Raw genomic sequence first — 16,779 nt, 5'->3', positions numbered from 1 at the left:
TTACAAAATTCCTATTCCGACGGTTTGGCGAGAACGGCCATCGCATCGGCCGCAAATTGGCGGGAGGCAGCCAGCGCGGCGTCGCGCGCGTCGGCCCGCTCGAGCCAGCTTTGCGCCGCGGCGCGATCTTCCGGCGAGAGCGTCTTCAGTTCGCGCCGCGCCTCGTTGAAATCATTTCGCAGCGCCGCTGCGGTGATCCGCGCCACCACAGCGCTGCGATCGGTGCCGACGGTGTCGGTGCGCTCGATCTTCACCAGCTTGGCCGCGCCGGCCTGCAGGCGATCGACGATGCCCGTGCCGGTCGTGGCAGCATTCTGCTGGGCTGGCAGCAGCTTCGGCACCACCGCCAGCAGTTCGGTGCTCAGCTTCGCGGCGTTCGGCACGCCCGTGTCGGCAAACTGTTCGAGCGGTTTCAACGCGTCCGGGCTAGGCGCCAGTGATTTCGCCGTCGCGAGCGCTGTCGGATAGGGATCACCGACCCGCACCAGCACATCCAGCAGCGCCGCCGCCAGCACCCGCCGCCAGGGCATGTCGTTGGCCGCCTTGGCATCCGCGGATTGAGTTTCGGCGATCTTGCTGCCTTGCTGCGCGATCTCGGCGCCTTGTGTCCGCACCTGGTTCTCGATCCTGGCGATGCGTTCTGCAAACGCCGTGAGATCCGGCGACACCGCGCCGTCCGAGCGCGGCGCGGACTTCACCTCGTTGAGGGCAGATGCCAGCTTCTCGCCCTGCGCACGTGCGGTAGCGAGTTCAGTGCGCAGCGTCGCGACCGATTTTTCGAGCGCCTCAGTGCGTGCGGCCGCGGCGGGATCGGCGACCGCCTTGCCGGCTTTCGCCTCGAGACCGGCGACCCGCGCGGTCAGACTGTCAATCGCGGCGGCATTTTGCTGCGCAGCCGGCGGCACGGTGACAGGCTGGATCGCGGGCCAGCCCAGCATCCAGCCGACGCCGATCACCAGCGCCGCCGCGACCGCACCGGAAACCGGCGCGACGATCCAGGGCGAGACTGGCCGTGACGGTGGCTCTGCAACCGGCGCTTCTTCCACCGGAGCCTTTTCGTCCGCCGAAGCGTTGGCGGCTTCGGGGGACGGCTCAGCGGCCGCAACCACGGGCGCCGCATCGGCCGCCTGCTCGGGCGTTGCCTCGGCCGGGCGCTTCGTCTCGCTCGACACCGCCTCCAAATCGATGGTCGGCGGCTCGCGCTTCGGCCGGCCCGCATCGGGCAGCGATCCAGTGTCTTCGGGCCTGTTATCGACCATCGCAGCGGTTCCCTTTGAACGTTAGATGCCGGAACTTAGCAGAATCCGGACGTGTTAGAGCACGAAGTGGCCGTGGCGGCACCGGTTTTCCGATAAGACCTGCTTCGACTTAAAGATTAGTGCGCAATCGGGGTTGCAACGCCCGCTCCAGCGCCTCGAACAGGGCATTTTCATCGGGGGAGGCCGCCGCGGTGACTTGGGTCGCGCCAGCATCCCGCAGCACCGCGGCGACCGTCGCCGAAATGCAGCATTGCGGCAGCGCCAGCGCGGAGATTTCGACGCCGCCGGCGCGCGCCGCCTCGAGAAAGGCCCGCGCGCTGCGCCGTGAATAATGCAGCACCGCCTCAATCCTGTGCGCCACAAAGGCGTCACATATTTCCCGCGGCAGGTTCGGGGCCGGCACCATCCGATAGGTGGTGCGCGTCACCACCGTAAATCCCTTCTCGCCGAGTTCACCGGCAAGATCGCGCGCCAGATCGGCGCCTGCAAGGTACAGGATCGGGCTCGCCTTCTTCAGTTGCTTTGATTTCGCGCGCCCCAGCACCAGGTCGCGCAGCGCGCCGGCGTCGCCCTTTGCGACGATCACCTCGCCGAATCCGGCCTCGCGCGCTGCGGCTGCGGTATGTTCTCCGACCGCAAACAGCGGCAGTTTGAGAAGACCGCTGTTCCCGAGTTGAGGCGCGACGGCGCGCAGCGCATTGGCGCTGGTGACGATGATCGCGCCATAATTCGCTTCCGTCTCATCCTGGAACGGGACGGCTTCGAACCGCAGCATCGGCGCGCGCAGCACCTCAAGGCCGCGCGCGCGCAACGCTTTTGCAGTCAGCTCATCGTCCGGGCTTGGTCGCGTGACGAGGACGGCCATATCTGAGATCTCCGTCAAACCCAATTCGGGCGATTGCACCTTGCGACCTCGTAGTGCTACCCGGTTACGGAAACGTTGTTTTTGCTGATCGCGCAAGGGCTGAAATTGGACAACGACAAGCCGATGCTGGTGCTGGGTATCGAGACCACCTGCGATGAAACCGCAGCCGCCGTGGTCGAGCGCCAGCGCGACGGCAGCGGCAAGATCCTGTCCAATATCGTCCGCTCGCAGACATCGGAACACGCCCGTTTCGGCGGCGTGGTGCCGGAGATCGCGGCGCGCGCCCATGTCGACCTGCTCGACGGCATCATCGCCCAGGCGATGAAGGACGCGAATGTCGGCTTTCCACAACTCTCCGCCGTGGCAGCCGCCGCAGGTCCGGGCCTGATCGGCGGCGTCATCGTCGGCCTTACCACTGCGAAGGCCATCGCGATGGTGCATGACACGCCGCTGATCGCGGTCAATCATCTCGAAGCCCACGCGCTGACGCCACGGCTCACCTGCGCGCTCGCCTTTCCCTATTGCCTGTTCCTCGCCTCCGGCGGTCATACCCAGATCGTCGCCGTGGTCGGCGTCGGCCAATATGTGCGGCTCGGCACCACCGTCGACGACGCAATGGGCGAAGCCTTCGACAAGGTCGCCAAAATGTTATCGCTGCCTTATCCGGGCGGCCCGGAGGTCGAGCGCGCCGCGGCGAGCGGCGATGCCAGACGGTTCGCCTTCCCGCGGCCGATGCTCGGGCGTCCCGATGCAAACTTCTCTTTGTCGGGATTGAAGACGGCGGTGCGCAACGAAGCCAGCCGGATGATGCCGCTGGAGCCGCAGGATGTCAGCGACCTCTGCGCCAGCTTTCAGGCCGCGGTGCTGGAATCGACCGCGGACCGCCTCAGCGTCGGCTTGCGAGTGTTCTACGAACAATTTGGTCCGCCCCGCGCGCTGGTCGCCGCCGGCGGTGTCGCCGCCAATCACGCCATCCGCGGCGCGCTGCAAGACGTCGCCGCAAAAGCGCAGACCACGCTGATCATTCCGCCGCCCGCGCTTTGCACCGACAACGGCGCGATGATCGCCTGGGCCGGTGCCGAGCGGATGGCGCTCGGCCTGACCGATACAATGGATGCGCCGCCACGGGCGCGCTGGCTGCTAGATGCCAACGCCAAAGCGCCGGCCGGCTTCGCCAACACGCGCGCAGGATTCTGACATGGCGTCCTTTCAATCCGTCGCAGTGATCGGCGCCGGTGCGTATGGCACGGCGCTCGCCAGCGCCGCGAGACGTGCCGGCCGCGACGTCACGATCTATGTGCGGAGCGCCGAGAGTGCCGCGCAGATCAAGGCGACACGGCAAAATCCAAAACTGCCCGGCGTCAGCCTCGACGCAAGCATCAACATCACCGCCGACATGGCCGAGGCAGCGCGGGCGGATATCGTCCTGCTGGCAACGCCGGCGCAGAATGCACGCGACGCAGCCACCGCGCTGGCGCCGCTTCTGAAACCCTCGACCCCCGTCGTCGCCTGCGCCAAGGGCATCGAGCGCGGCACGCACCGCTTCATGACCGAGGTCATCGCCGAGGCCATACCAGGCGCAACCCCTGCGATCCTGTCGGGCCCGAATTTCGCCGACGACGTCGCACGGGGCCTGCCGACCGCAGTGACCCTTGCAGCAAAGGATGAAAAACTGGCGAGCGATTTGGTGCAGGCGCTGGGCTCGGCAACGTTCCGGCCCTATCACACCACCGACGTTCGCGGGGTCGAGATCGGCGGCGCCGCCAAGAACGTGCTGGCGATCGCCGCCGGCATCGTCGTCGGCCGCGAGCTCGGCGCCTCGGCGCTCGCCGCACTGACCACGCGCGGCTTCAGCGAACTTGCGCGCCTCGGCCGCGCCTGCGGCGCGCGCAGCGAAACCTTGGCGGGGCTCTCGGGCCTCGGCGATCTGATCCTGAGCTGCTCCAGTCCGCAGTCGCGCAATTTGGCGTTCGGCATCGCACTCGGTCGCGGCGAGACGCCAAACCGCGGCAAGCTCGCCGAGGGCGAATTCACCGCACCCGTCCTGATCGAACTCGCGGCTTCGCAAAACGTCGATATGCCGGTATCAAATGCGGTCGCGACGATATTGAGCGGAAAGATCACGATCGACGCCGCGATCGAAGGCCTGATGACGCGGCCGTTCAAGGCGGAGGAATGAGGATGGCGTACTGGCTGGTGAAATCCGAACCGTCAACCTGGTCCTGGGACCAGCAGGTCGCAAAGGGAGCCAAGGGTGAAGCCTGGACCGGTGTGCGCAACTTCACCGCCCGGCAGAACCTCGTCAACATGAAGAAGGGCGACAAGGCCTTCTTCTACCATTCCAACGAGGGCAAGGAGATCGTCGGCATCGCGGAAGTGATCAAGGAAGCTTACCCTGATCCGACCGACAAGACCGGCAAATTCGTCTGCGTCGATATCAAAGCCGACAAGCCCTTGAAGACGCCAGTGACGATGGCCGCGATCAAGGCTGACAAGAAGCTCGCCGACATGGCGCTGGTGAAATATTCGCGGCTATCTGTGCAGCCCGTGACAGCGGAAGAGTGGAAACTCGTCTGCAAGATGGGCGGGTTGTAGCTGCGTCATTGCCTACGGCTGCCAGACCTCATCCTGAGGAGCGCGTCTTCGCGCCTCTCGAAGGATGAATGGCATCGGCCGGGCCACATGGTTCGAGACGGCGCTTTCGCGCCTCCTCACCATGACGGTTTAGGGGTTACGATGCTGCTGCGATTCTACGCCACCGCCGCCGCGGCGGTCACCACCTGCGCCAGCAGCGCTTCGCGCTTGGCTTGCGTGCGGTAGCCCTTCATCGTCGCGGCGAAGCGCTCGAGGATGCCATCCTCGAAGGCGGTGACGATGGTATCGTGAACGTAGCTCTTGCGGCAGATCGCCGGCGTGTTCGACAGCTCGTCTGCGGCGGCGCGCACTGCTTCCAGCACCTGCTTCTTGCGGCCGCGGGCGCTTGCCGCAGGCGAAATCCGCGACAGCGATTCCAGCACGACTGCAGACGCCATCAGCGTGCGGAAATCCTTCAGCGAAATCTTGATGCCGGCGATCTCGCGCAGAAAAGCGTTCACGCTCGTGGTCGAGACCCCGCGGACAATGCCGGAATTGTCGCGGTACTGAAACATCCGCTTGCCCGGCACGGTGCGCAGGATGCCGATGGCGCGCACCAGCTTGGCGGCGTCGCACTCCTTGCGCACGTCCTTGCCGCCCTTGCCCTTGAAGGTCAGGACGACGCAGTCGTCTTCCAGCGTGACGTTGGATTTGAGCAGCGTGGTGGCGCCGCGGGTGCCGTTGAGGCGGGCGTAGGATTCATTGCCCGGCCGGATCGCGGTGCGCGCGATCAGTTCGATCACCGCCGAAAGTGCGAATTCGCGCGTCGGCACGTCGCCGGACAGAAACGATGAGACCTTGCGGCGGATCTTCGGCAGCGCCGCGACCAGCCGCGCCAGGCGATGCGCCTTGCGATGCTCGCGGACCTTTTCCCAATCGACGTGATAGCGGTACTGCAGCCGGCCCGCCGCATCGATGCCCACCGCCTGCAGATGCGAATTCGGATCGGCCGAATAGCGAACGTCGCGATAGGCCGGCGGCACTGCCATCGAATGCAGGCGGCGGATGGTGCCGGCATGGCGGATTTGCGTGCCGTTGGCGCGATGGAATGAATAACCCTTGCCGCGCTTGACCCGGCGGATCGTCAAACTGTTCTGGTCGCCGAGCTTGAGGCCGAGTTCCTGCGCGAGCTCTTCGACGGAGGTCTTGGCGACGATGTGCGGCTTTGTCGCGGCCGGCTTGCGAACCGACTTGATGGGTTCCTTCGGCAACTGCCCGAGCGCTTGCGCCAGTGCCACGGCAGGATCGGCGGAAACGGGCCGCGTAGCCTCGAAATTCTGCTGATCCATCATGACTGTTGTCGCCTTGCTCCGCCTGTTTCGCCGGTAATGCCCCTTATTGTGGCTTCGTTCCGGAGGGCCGCCGCCCCGGGGAGGCCATTTAGGGGGTAATGAACCGGTTTGCGAGTCCCGATTCCGTCATTGACGGTTATTAGATACCTTTCATGGGAGCCATTCCGGCGATAACGTTGATTTCGCCCTGCAGCGCCCAGCGAAAAATCAGGCGATTTTGATCTCTGACAAGGTTCGGTAACCGGCTTGCCGACCAAGGTCGCAGACGTTCCGCCTTGTCCGGGTATCGCCCCGCGACGCATAATCGCTGCAACAATTCAGGACGATTTGCGGCCGCCTCGGCATCGGGCCGCAATGAGTGGGAGGGAAGCATGTCCGAGAAGATTTACGACGTATCCGCCGATTGGGCCAAACGTGCCTACGTCGATGACGCAAAGTATCGGGAAATGTATGCCCGCTCGGTCTCGGACCCCAACGGCTTCTGGGCCGAACAGGCCAAGCGCATCGACTGGATGAAGCCGCCCCACAAAATCGAAAACGTCTCCTTTGCCCCAGGCAACATTTCGATCAAATGGTTTGAGGACGGCGTCCTGAACGCGGCCTGGAACTGCATCGACCGCCACCTCGACAAGCGCGGCAACCAGACTGCGATCATCTGGGAGGGCGACGATCCCTCGCAGTCGAAGCACATCACCTACCGCCAGCTGCACGACGAAGTCTGCAAGATGGCGAACATCCTGCGCACAAGGAACGTCAAGAAAGGCGATCGCGTCACCATCTATCTGCCGATGATTCCCGAAGCGGCCTACGCGATGCTGGCCTGCGCGCGCATCGGCGCCATTCATTCGGTGGTGTTCGCCGGCTTCTCGCCCGACAGCCTCGCCCAGCGCATCACCGACTGTCAGTCCAAGGTCATCATCACCGCCGACGAGGGGCTGCGCGGCGGCAAGAAGGTGCCGCTGAAGGCCAATGTCGATGCCGCGATCGAAAAAGCCGGCGGCGTCGATTGGGTCGTCGTGGTCAAGCACACGGGCGCAGCCGTCGACATGAGTCCCTCACGCGACTTCTGGTACCACGAGGCGGCCAAGGTGGTGACGACGGAATGCCCGTGCGAGCATATGCACGCCGAAGATCCGCTGTTTATCCTCTATACGTCAGGCTCCACCGGCCAGCCCAAGGGAGTGTTGCACACGACAGGCGGCTATCTGGTGTATGCGTCGATGACGCATCAATACGTCTTCGACTATCACGATGGCGATATCTTCTGGTGTACCGCCGACGTCGGCTGGGTCACCGGCCACAGCTACATTCTCTATGGCCCGCTGGCGAACGGCGCCACCACGCTGATGTTCGAGGGCGTGCCGAACTATCCGGACAATTCGCGGTTCTGGAACGTAATCGACAAGCACAACGTCAACATCTTCTATACCGCGCCGACCGCGATCCGCGCGTTGATGCAGGCGGGCGACGAGCCGGTGAAGAAGACCTCGCGCAAGAGCCTGCGCCTGCTCGGCTCGGTCGGCGAGCCGATCAATCCGGAAGCCTGGGAATGGTATCACCGCGTGGTCGGCGACGGACGCTGCCCGATCGTCGACACCTGGTGGCAGACCGAGACCGGCGGCATCCTGATCACGCCACTGCCCGGCGCGACCAAGCTCAAGCCCGGCTCGGCGACGCGGCCGTTCTTCGGCGTGGTGCCCGAGATCGTCGACGCCGACGGCAAGGTGCTGGAGGGCGAATGCACCGGCAATCTCTGCCTCGCCAAATCGTGGCCCGGGCAGATGCGCACGGTGTTCGGCGACCACGCGCGCTTCGAGCAGACCTATTTCTCCACCTACAAGGGCAAGTATTTCACCGGCGACGGCTGCCGCCGGGATGCCGACGGCTATTACTGGATCACCGGCCGCGTCGACGACGTCATCAACGTCTCCGGCCATCGCATGGGCACCGCAGAAGTCGAAAGCTCGCTGGTCGCGCATGCCAAGGTGTCGGAGGCCGCCGTGGTCGGCTATCCCCACGACATCAAGGGCCAGGGCATCTACGCCTATGTCACGCTGATGGCCGGCACCGAGCCGAGCGAGGAGCTGCGGAAAGAACTGGTCGCCTGGGTGCGCAAGGACATCGGCCCGATCGCTTCCCCCGATCAGATCCAGTTCGCGCCGGGCCTGCCAAAAACGCGTTCCGGCAAGATCATGCGTCGCATCCTGCGCAAGATCGCCGAAGACGAGCCGTCCAGCCTCGGCGACACCTCGACGCTCGCCGATCCCGCCGTGGTCGACGATCTCGTCAAGAACCGGCAGAACAAGAAGAGCGCGCCGGCGTAGGCTGGCGCACCTCACGCTTGCACTCCGGCGTCGGAGGCGGCCAAGCTTCCTACGCCGTCGTGGCCGGCATAGCCGTCCAAAGGACGGCGTCGCTTCCGCTCGCCTATGCCCGGGCACCCACGCCTTTGGCGCGGTGACGAAGGCATTGATGCACGGGACAGCAAGCGCAGAGCCTGACGCCAAATCCCTCACACTCACGCAATTGTCAGTGGTGGGCCAACCTCGCTGACCATTCCGCGGCCATGTGTTGTTTTCCGGTCATTTACTTTATTTCAAACATTTTCTTTGTTCCGCCCAGCGAAACGGGCCTCGAAAGGCCGGCATGAAACCAGCCGGTGAGTCCGCGCGACTAACAATGCGCCGGCGAGACTACGGGCCGTCAGGCTTGAAAAGGATATTTTGAGGACCCCCTGAGCGGGAGCGGGCAAGTGGAGCTGGGGCATGTTGAAGAACATTGCAGTGGCGTTGGCCGCCACCATCGGTGCGAGCAGCATGATGTCGTCGGCGGCGCAGGCGCGGCCGGAACTGGTCGGGGTCAGCGGTGATTACGCGCCCGGCACGATCGTGGTGAAGACCAGTGAGCGACGCCTCTATCTCATTCTCGAATCCGGCCTCGCCATGCGTTATCCCGTCGGCGTCGGCAAGGCCGGCAAGCAGTGGTCCGGCACTACCAAGATCGACGGCAAGTACCTCAACCCGGCCTGGTCGCCGCCGAGCGTAGTCAAGCGCGACAAGCCCGACATGCCCGACGTCATCCCCGGCGGCTCGCCCCGCAACCCGATGGGCGTCGCGGCGCTGACGCTGGCCGGCGGCGAGTATGCGATTCACGGCACCAACGTGCCGAACTCGGTCGGCGGCTTCGTATCCTATGGTTGCATTCGGATGCTCAACGCAGACATCACCGATCTCTATCAGCGCGTATCGGTCGGAACGACCGTGACCGTCACTCACTGATCTGCGCTTGAATTGAAAACAAGGCCTGCGCGATTCGCGCGGCTCTTTCATTTCGGCAGTGCTTGGCTCGCGTTCGCGCACCAGCTGTTTCGATGCCCGCCGCCATAGCTGCGGACATAGCCTGCGCTGATCATCGCCGTCGAAACATTTCCGGTACGCCGCGTCGCGACATCAGCGACAACGCGGCCGGCATATTTGTCCGGCCCGATATTGAAGATCCGGACGTCGCCTTCGCCGAGCAATGCGCGCAACGCGCCCGTCGCGGTTTCCGCCATCTGCAGCTCCTGCGGGCAAGATGCCTTCAACTCCGGCGCATCGATGCCGCGCAGGCGGATCCGCGTGTTGAGATCAACACCGCCTTCCAGATGAACCCGCGCCTCGAAGGTATCGCCATCAATCGTGCGGATCACGTCGACGGCATGGCGGGTGTCCGGGCTTCCCGCACGCTTCAAGATCGTCTCTGCATCACGCGCGGCCTGGCTGTCGGCGGGACGCGACCATGGCCAGTCGATCCATTGGCGCATTGGCAGATTGCTTGCCGCCGCCACGCACGCCACGAACACCCATGGCAGCGCCGCCGAAATCAAGCGGCGACCTGGACGGCGGCGCCGATATGGATTCATTCGCTCATAGGAGGGCATATGCCCGACTAAGAGCTGAGTCGGGTCATCCGGCAAGGGCCAGCGCCCCTCAAAAATATCGCTTAAAAATCCGAGGCGATCCCGTTTCGCTCCCAATCGCCGTAGCGGGTCGGTTCCAGACCCTTCGGCCCCTGGAATTCCCTCTGCAGCGTGGTGGCGCTGGCCTCCGCAGCCTTGCGGCGTGCTTCCGCCTCGGCGAGCGCGCGCTCGGCCGCAGGCGTCAGCTTCTTGCGTTCCGCGACGGGCGCGGCAGTTGAGGAATTGTCGGTCATCGCAACCCTCCCATAGCACGGGATGAGCGCGCAGATGACATCACATTCGCAAAATTGTCTGTGGCGATTCTTACATTTGGCATATTCGCATGGCACACGAGTTGTTCATTGTCCATGGCATGAGCCGAAACCTTTCCGCCTTCCGAGACATTCCTGCCTCATGCCCACTTCAAGATTCGCAGTACCTTCAGAAGTGCCCGGCCTCGCGGCGCGACGGATCGCGGCTGACATCCTCGACGGCGTGCTGCACAAGCGTCGCACGCTCGACGATCAGCTCGACGGCGCAGGCGCCCATCCCGGATTGAAGGCGCTCGCCGATCGCGACCGCGCATTGATGCGCCGCCTGGTAGCTACCATCCTGCGGCGGCTCGGCACGCTCGGCCATTTGCTCTCACGCCTGCTCGATCGCGGCATTCCGACGGATGCGCCGCGCGCGCAGAGCGCGCTGTTGATCGGTGCGGCGCAGATTCTCTGGATGGATGTGCCCGATCATGCCGCCGTCGACCTCTCGGTGCGACTGGTGCAATCGGACCGGCGCGCCGCCAAATATGCCGGCCTCGTCAACGCCGTGCTACGCCGTTGCGCCCGCGAGGGACAACCGCTGATCGAAGAAGTCAAATCGCAGACGCTGGACATTCCGCCGTGGCTATTGGCGCGCTGGATCAGCACTTACGGCGAGGTAACCGCGCGTGAAATGGCGCGCGCCATCGGCAACGAGCCATCGCTCGACATCACTGTGAAATCAGACGCGCCGCAATGGGCGAGCCGCCTGCATGGCGAGACCTTGCCTACCGGGACGGTGCGTACCCTGCTGCAGGGTTCGGTGACGATGCTGCCGGGCTTCTCCGAAGGACAATGGTGGGTGCAGGATGCCGCCGCCGCGCTGCCGGCGCGGCTGTTCGGCGACGTCGCCGGCAAATCCATTGTCGACCTCTGTGCCGCGCCGGGCGGCAAGACCGCACAACTGGCGCAGGCCGGCGCGCGCGTAACCGCGGTCGATCGCTCGCCGGCGCGCATGGCGCGGCTGCGCGACAATCTGGCGCGACTCTCGCTGCAGGCCGATAATGTGGTGGCCGATGCTGCCGAATGGCAAGGCGGCGGCAATGGCGGTTATGACGGCGTGCTGGTGGATGCGCCCTGCACTTCGACCGGCACCATCCGCCGCCATCCCGACGTCGCCTGGCTGCGTCAGGAAGCCGATATTGCGGCGCTCACGGCGCTGCAGAAGCGATTGCTGCAGAAGGCGGTCGCCCTGCTCAAGCCAGGCGGAACGCTGGTCTATTGCACCTGTTCGCTGGAGCCCGAGGAAGGCGAGCAGGCTGTCGCTTCCCTGCTGGCCACTGAGCCCGGCGTGCACCGCGCCCCAATCGGGGCCGAGGAGGTGGCAGGCCTCAGCGAAATCCTGACCGCGTCAGGCGATTTGCGCACCCTGCCCTGCCATTTGCCCCATTCCGACCCCCGGCTCGGCGGGCTGGATGGATTTTACGCGGCGCGTCTGGTTAAATCGTCCTGATTTTAAATGGAATTTCCCGGCCCGCCCCTCGGGTGATTCGTGGCTTTTCAAGATGGTGCCATCCCGGCGTTTCCGGATTAAAAGGATTCGCCAGAATACCCCTCCCTCCCTTTCCAAGGCACGGCGTGTCGGTCGCTCAACGCAGACGCATCTCGACGCTTATCATGAGCCGCTCGGCGCGGACCGTGATCGCGCGCGCGACCGGAGCGACGGTGGCGGTGTCGCGGCTGTGGCCCGGGCGCGCCGACCGGCTGATCATCGCGCCGCATGACCTGCGTACCGCCGACGCCACCCGCGCCGCCGAGATCTATGCCGGCCGCTTCGTGTTCGCCGGCAAGATCGTGACCTGCCATGGCCGCTCGATTTTCGATCTCGAACCGCCGTCGGAAGACTGGGAAGCCGCCCTGCTCGGCTTTGGCTGGCTGCGGCACCTGCGCGCCGCCGACACCGCGCTGACCCGCGCCAATGCGCGCTCGCTGGTCGACGACTGGATCTCCAATCCCGCGCGCAAGCGGCCGCTGGAGCGCCGCCCGGACGTGCTGGCGCGCCGCGTGATCTCGCTGTTGTCGCAGGCGCCGCTGGTACTTGGCGACACCGATGGAAAATTCTATCGCAAATATCTGCGCGGGCTGACTCGCGAGATTCGCTATTTGCGCTATGCGATGTTCGACATCGTTGACGGCGTGCCGCGGCTGCAGGTGCTGATCGCGCTGTGCTACGCCTCGCTGTGCCTTGCCAACCAGGCGCGTCACATCCGCGCTGCCACGCGGCGCCTGTCCGACGAATTGCAGCGCCAGATCCTGCCCGACGGCGGGCACATCTCGCGCAATCCCGGCGCGCTGGTCGAGCTGCTCAGCGACCTGCTGCCGCTGCGCCAGACTTTTGCCGCCCGCAACATCGCGCCGCCGCCGGCGCTCTTGAACGCGATCGATCGCATGATGCCGATGCTGCGCTTCTTCCGTCATGGCGACGGCAGTTTTGCGCTGTTCAACGGCATGAGCAACGCGCCTTCGGATCTGGTGGCGACGCTGCTGGCCTATGACGACACGCATGGCGTGCCGATGGCGAGCATGCCACATACCGGCTTCCAGCGCCTCGATGCCGGCACCACGACGGTCATCATCGATACCGGCCCGCCGCCGCCGCCGAATGTCAGCCAGGAAGCCCACGCCGGCTGTCTCTCGTTCGAATTGTCGTCGGGCGCGAGCCGCATCGTCGTCAATTGCGGCATGCCCTCGACCGGTCGTGACAACTGGCGTACCTTTGCCCGCAGCACGATGGCGCATTCGACGCTGACCTATCACGACACGTCGTCCTGCCAGTTCGTCGAATTGTCGGCGATGAAACGCCTCCTACAGGGTTCGCCGATCGTCAGCGGTCCGGCCAATGTGGAAAGCTACCGCGAGGCGGTGGCCGACGGCGATCTCCTGACCGCCTCGCAGGACGGCTATGTCGCGCGCTTCGGCATCCTGCATCGGCGGGTACTGATGATCTCGCAGGACGGTGGACGGCTTGACGGCGAGGACACCGTGTCGCCGGCGCCGGGCGCGCGCATCAAGGGCGCGACCGATTTTGCGCTGCGCTTTCATCTGCATCCCGCCGTGAAGGCGAGCCGCCTCAGCGACGCGCGCGGCGTCATGCTGGTATTGCCCAACCGCGACGTCTGGACCTTCGAGGCGCTCGACGACAAGGTCGACCTCGAGGACAGCGTGTTTCTCGCCGGCAATGACGGCCCGCGCCGCACCGCCCAGATCGTGATCCGGCAGGACTCCCGCCACGCCTCCTCGATCCGCTGGAGCTTTGTCCGCTCGAGCGCGTCAGCCGCCACGACCAACGCGCGGCGCAGCGCCCGCCGCGAGCCGGAACTGCCGCTTTAGCTGCTCGTCATTGCTTTAGATGCCTCGCCCCACGGGCGGTGAGCTCCCTCCCCCCTTGCGGGGTCCGAGACGAGCGAAGCTCGCTCGTGGGTTAGGGAGAGGGGTAAGCCACGAACACCGACCGGGCGAATTGCCGACCGGTTAGACCGGTATGATGGTGATTAAGCAACGCACACCGCCGTTGCCGCCACCCCTCTCCCTAACCCACGAGCGAGCTTCGCTCGTCTCGGACCCCGCAAGGGGGGAGGGAACGCAGCTCCCGTGCTTAGTCAATGTGCGCCCATTACGCCCAAAAGCTACGAAGGCGCTCGAAACCGTCATTGTGAAGTCAGTCAAAAGCTGCTAACCAGCGCCCTCTCGCGCGACTGGCGACTTTGGATGGAGCACCATCGGGAAGCGCGGGAACAATCGCCGCACGCCTGGGCATAAGCATCCCCTGACAGAGGACCTTGCCCATGACTGATACGACCCGCCGCGTAACCCGCGCTCTGCTTTCCGTTTCCGACAAGACCGGCCTCATCGAATTCGCCACGGCGCTCGCTGGCCATGGCGTGGAGCTCGTCTCTACCGGCGGCACCGCGAAGGCGATCGCCACGGCCGGGCTACCCGTCAAAGACGTCTCGGAACTGACCGGCTTTCCCGAAATGATGGACGGCCGGATCAAGACCCTGCACCCGAGAGTGCACGGCGGCCTGCTCGCGATCCGCGACAACAAGGAACATGCCGAGGCGATGAAGGCGCACGGCATCGCGCCGATCGATCTGCTGGTCGTCAATCTCTATCCGTTCGAGGCAACCGTCGACAAAGGCGCTGATTTCGAGGAGTGCATCGAGAACATCGACATCGGCGGTCCCGCTATGATCCGCGCAGCGGCCAAGAACCACGACGACGTCGCCGTGGTCGTCGAGGCGCAGGATTATCAGGCCGTGCTCGATGAGCTCGCCGCCAACAAGGGCGCGACCAAGCTCGCGCTGCGCCGCCGCCTCGCCGCCAAGGCCTATGCCCGCACCGCCGCCTATGATGCCGCGATCTCGAACTGGTTCGCGGCGCAGAACGAGACCGACGCGCCGGATTTCCGTGCTTTCGGCGGCCGGCTGATCCAGTCGCTGCGCTATGGCGAGAACCCGCACCAGAAAGCGGCGTTCTACGCCACGCCGGACAAGCGGCCCGGCGTCTCGACCGCGCGGCAGCTGCAGGGCAAGGAGCTCTCCTACAACAATATCAACGACACCGATGCGGCCTATGAGTGCATCGGCGAATTCGACCCCCAGCGCACCGCGGCTTGCGTGATCGTGAAGCACGCGAATCCCTGCGGCGTCGCCGAAGGGCCCGACCTCATCACCGCCTATCGCCGCGCGCTCGCCTGCGATTCCACCTCCGCCTTCGGCGGCATCGTGGCGCTCAACCGCACGCTCGATGCGGATTCGGCCCGCGCCATCACCGAAATCTTCACCGAAGTGATCATCGCGCCCGATGCAACCGAAGACGCGATCAAGATCGTTGCGGCCAAGAAGAACCTTCGGCTCTTGCTGGCCGACGGGCTGCCGGATCCGCGCACGGCGGGTCTGACAGCCAAGACCGTTGCCGGCGGCCTTCTGGTGCAGAGCCGCGACAATGCCGTGATCGACGACATGTCGCTCAAGGTCGTGACCAAGCGCGCGCCGACGGATGCTGAGTTGCGCGATCTCAAGTTCGCCTTCCGCGTCGCCAAGCATGTCAAGTCGAACACGATCATCTACGCCAAGGGTCTCGCGACCGTCGGCATCGGCGCGGGCCAGATGAGCCGGGTCGATTCCGCACGCATCGCCGCGCGCAAGGCGCTCGATGCCGCGGCCGAGCTGCAACTTGCCGAGCCGCTCACAAAAGGCTCGGTCGTTGCATCGGATGCGTTCTTCCCCTTCGCCGACGGCATGCTGGCCTGCATCGAAGCCGGCGCCACAGCCGTGATTCAGCCCGGCGGCTCCGTGCGCGATGACGAAGTGATCAAGGCTGCCGACGACCACGGCATCGCGATGGTGTTCACCGGCGTCAGGCATTTCCGGCATTGAGCGACGTTGAATGAAAAATCGCAGGGTGGGCAAAGGAGCGCAAGCGACGTGCCCACCATCCAACACCGATCGAATGGCCTGACGGTGGGCACGCTCGCGCTCTGCCCACCCTACGGCATCGGTGATGTGGTTGCCCGATAGGCAAATCACTTCTGATTTTCAGAAATCACGTCAAGCCCCGGAAGCAAAAATATTCCGCTTCCGTTTTCACCCAAATCAGTCGCATAACTCCGCTCGTCTCACCGCAAGATGAGGGGCGGCGGCCACGTCACGAACGCGCGCTGAGATGCGATGGACGCGGATCGCGCGAGAGACGTTGCGCGCCGGAGGCGTACGGCGAAGTCGTGTGGTTCTGATGCCGCGGTGCTGGCGTTAAGTCCGCGAGAGCTAAGTTTTCGCGGGCGATGGTGGCAATAAAGCCGTTCACCAGGGAGCAACTGTGTTTTTCGTAGACCGGTAATCGGCCAGGCTCAAGGCTGGCGCTACGCGCCACCGCCTCCGGCGGCTGACGGCCTTGACCCCGTCCGCTCACCGGTCATTTGGCTGGGCATGCGCTCGGCGGAAGCCGAGCGGGATTGCTCAGGTTGTAACGGTTAGCATCCCATTTCTGGCGCCGTGCGATCATGGTGTTCACGATGACGATGAGCTTGCGCATGCAGGCGGTGAGCGCAACTTTGGGCTCCTTTCCCTTCGCGATCAGGCGGGCATAGAACGCCTTGAGCACGGGATTGTGCTGGGTCGCGGCCCCGAGACACGCCATATAGAACAGGTTGCGGATCTTGCGGCGCCCGCCGTTGATTTGGCACTGCCCGTGACGTCGGCCGCTATCGTCATCATAAGGAGCCACCCCCAACAGGGCCGCGGCGATCTCGTTGCTGACCTGGCCGAGTTCAGGCATCGCCGCGATCAGACCAGCGGACGTGATCCTGCCGAGCCCCGGCACGCTCTCAATGATCTCGGCGAGCTCGGCAAAATGCGGCGTCGCCTTGACCATGGCTACGATCGCAGTCTCGAGCTTGGCAACTTCAAGGGCGATGTTGTTCAAGAGCCGCCTCTGCATCCTCTGCACGACGTCCGGTGTGGAATGCTCGCTCCTGTTT

General features: G+C 64.8%; 14 protein-coding genes and 1 riboswitch. Of the genes, 8 read left to right on the top strand and 6 right to left on the bottom strand.

Annotated elements, in window-relative coordinates:
- Positions 1-11: 11 nt before the first annotated feature.
- Together J6524_RS28070 and J6524_RS28065 are read right to left on the bottom strand one after the other, a co-directional pair.
- Positions 12-1,259 (bottom strand): COG4223 family protein, encoded by a 1,248-nt coding sequence (locus tag J6524_RS28070; protein ID WP_225676660.1) that lies wholly within the window; start codon positions 1,257-1,259, stop codon positions 12-14.
- Positions 1,260-1,368: 109 nt separating this feature from the next.
- On the bottom strand, positions 1,369-2,124 hold the full coding sequence (locus tag J6524_RS28065) for a uroporphyrinogen-III synthase (RefSeq protein ID WP_225676658.1): 756 nt from the start codon (positions 2,122-2,124) through the stop codon (positions 1,369-1,371).
- Positions 2,125-2,247: 123 nt separating this feature from the next.
- On the opposite strand from J6524_RS28065, the gene tsaD reads away from it, so the two are divergent.
- From tsaD to J6524_RS28050, 3 genes are read left to right on the top strand one after another with little or no spacing between them, the layout of a single operon-like run.
- Positions 2,248-3,321 (top strand): tRNA (adenosine(37)-N6)-threonylcarbamoyltransferase complex transferase subunit TsaD, encoded by a 1,074-nt coding sequence (gene tsaD, locus J6524_RS28060; RefSeq protein ID WP_225676991.1) that lies wholly within the window; start codon positions 2,248-2,250, stop codon positions 3,319-3,321.
- Position 3,322: 1 nt separating this feature from the next.
- The gene (locus J6524_RS28055) at positions 3,323-4,303 is read left to right on the top strand and encodes an NAD(P)H-dependent glycerol-3-phosphate dehydrogenase (RefSeq protein ID WP_225676656.1); all 981 of its coding nucleotides are present in this window, start codon (positions 3,323-3,325) and stop codon (positions 4,301-4,303) included.
- Between the two features lie 2 nt (positions 4,304-4,305).
- A complete protein-coding gene (locus tag J6524_RS28050) occupies positions 4,306-4,719 on the top strand; it encodes an EVE domain-containing protein (RefSeq protein ID WP_171712661.1) in 414 nt (137 codons plus the stop codon).
- A 155-nt stretch (positions 4,720-4,874) separates the two neighbouring features.
- Here the strand turns inward: J6524_RS28050 and J6524_RS28045 are convergent, their stop codons facing one another.
- A complete protein-coding gene (locus tag J6524_RS28045; protein WP_225676653.1) occupies positions 4,875-6,050 on the bottom strand; it encodes a DNA topoisomerase IB in 1,176 nt (391 codons plus the stop codon).
- A 371-nt stretch (positions 6,051-6,421) separates the two neighbouring features.
- On the opposite strand from J6524_RS28045, the gene acs reads away from it, so the two are divergent.
- The gene (gene acs, locus J6524_RS28040; RefSeq protein ID WP_225676651.1) at positions 6,422-8,374 is read left to right on the top strand and encodes an acetate--CoA ligase; all 1,953 of its coding nucleotides are present in this window, start codon (positions 6,422-6,424) and stop codon (positions 8,372-8,374) included.
- 441 nt (positions 8,375-8,815) lie between these two features.
- Complete coding sequence (locus tag J6524_RS28035; protein ID WP_225676648.1) at positions 8,816-9,328, top strand: L,D-transpeptidase; 513 nt, start codon at positions 8,816-8,818, stop codon at positions 9,326-9,328.
- A 47-nt stretch (positions 9,329-9,375) separates the two neighbouring features.
- Here J6524_RS28035 and J6524_RS28030 read toward each other — a convergent pair whose 3' ends face one another.
- Positions 9,376-9,852 (bottom strand): thermonuclease family protein, encoded by a 477-nt coding sequence (locus J6524_RS28030; RefSeq protein ID WP_312002499.1) that lies wholly within the window; start codon positions 9,850-9,852, stop codon positions 9,376-9,378.
- A 179-nt stretch (positions 9,853-10,031) separates the two neighbouring features.
- Positions 10,032-10,241 carry a DUF1674 domain-containing protein gene (locus J6524_RS28025; RefSeq protein WP_225676645.1) on the bottom strand — a complete coding sequence of 70 codons (210 nt, stop codon included), beginning with the start codon at positions 10,239-10,241 and terminating at the stop codon, positions 10,032-10,034.
- A 160-nt stretch (positions 10,242-10,401) separates the two neighbouring features.
- Here J6524_RS28025 and J6524_RS28020 point away from each other — a divergent pair, with 160 nt between their 5' ends.
- From J6524_RS28020 to purH, 3 genes are all read left to right on the top strand, one after another.
- Positions 10,402-11,754 carry an RsmB/NOP family class I SAM-dependent RNA methyltransferase gene (locus tag J6524_RS28020; protein WP_225676643.1) on the top strand — a complete coding sequence of 451 codons (1,353 nt, stop codon included), beginning with the start codon at positions 10,402-10,404 and terminating at the stop codon, positions 11,752-11,754.
- A 164-nt stretch (positions 11,755-11,918) separates the two neighbouring features.
- Positions 11,919-13,631 carry a heparinase II/III family protein gene (locus J6524_RS28015; protein ID WP_225676641.1) on the top strand — a complete coding sequence of 571 codons (1,713 nt, stop codon included), beginning with the start codon at positions 11,919-11,921 and terminating at the stop codon, positions 13,629-13,631.
- Positions 13,632-13,982: 351 nt separating this feature from the next.
- Positions 13,983-14,063: riboswitch (ZMP/ZTP riboswitch) on the top strand.
- 23 nt (positions 14,064-14,086) lie between these two features.
- Positions 14,087-15,679, top strand: a complete 1,593-nt coding sequence (gene purH / locus J6524_RS28010; RefSeq protein WP_225676639.1) for a bifunctional phosphoribosylaminoimidazolecarboxamide formyltransferase/IMP cyclohydrolase — start codon at positions 14,087-14,089, stop codon at positions 15,677-15,679.
- Positions 15,680-16,214: 535 nt separating this feature from the next.
- Here the strand turns inward: purH and J6524_RS28005 are convergent.
- Positions 16,215-16,779: transposase (locus tag J6524_RS28005; RefSeq protein WP_225676637.1), on the bottom strand; the 565-nt coding region annotated here is incomplete at its 5' end.

Source organism: Bradyrhizobium hereditatis (assembly GCF_020329435.1).
GTDB lineage: Bacteria > Pseudomonadota > Alphaproteobacteria > Rhizobiales > Xanthobacteraceae > Bradyrhizobium > Bradyrhizobium hereditatis.
This window is presented reverse-complemented; position numbering and strand designations above follow the sequence as displayed.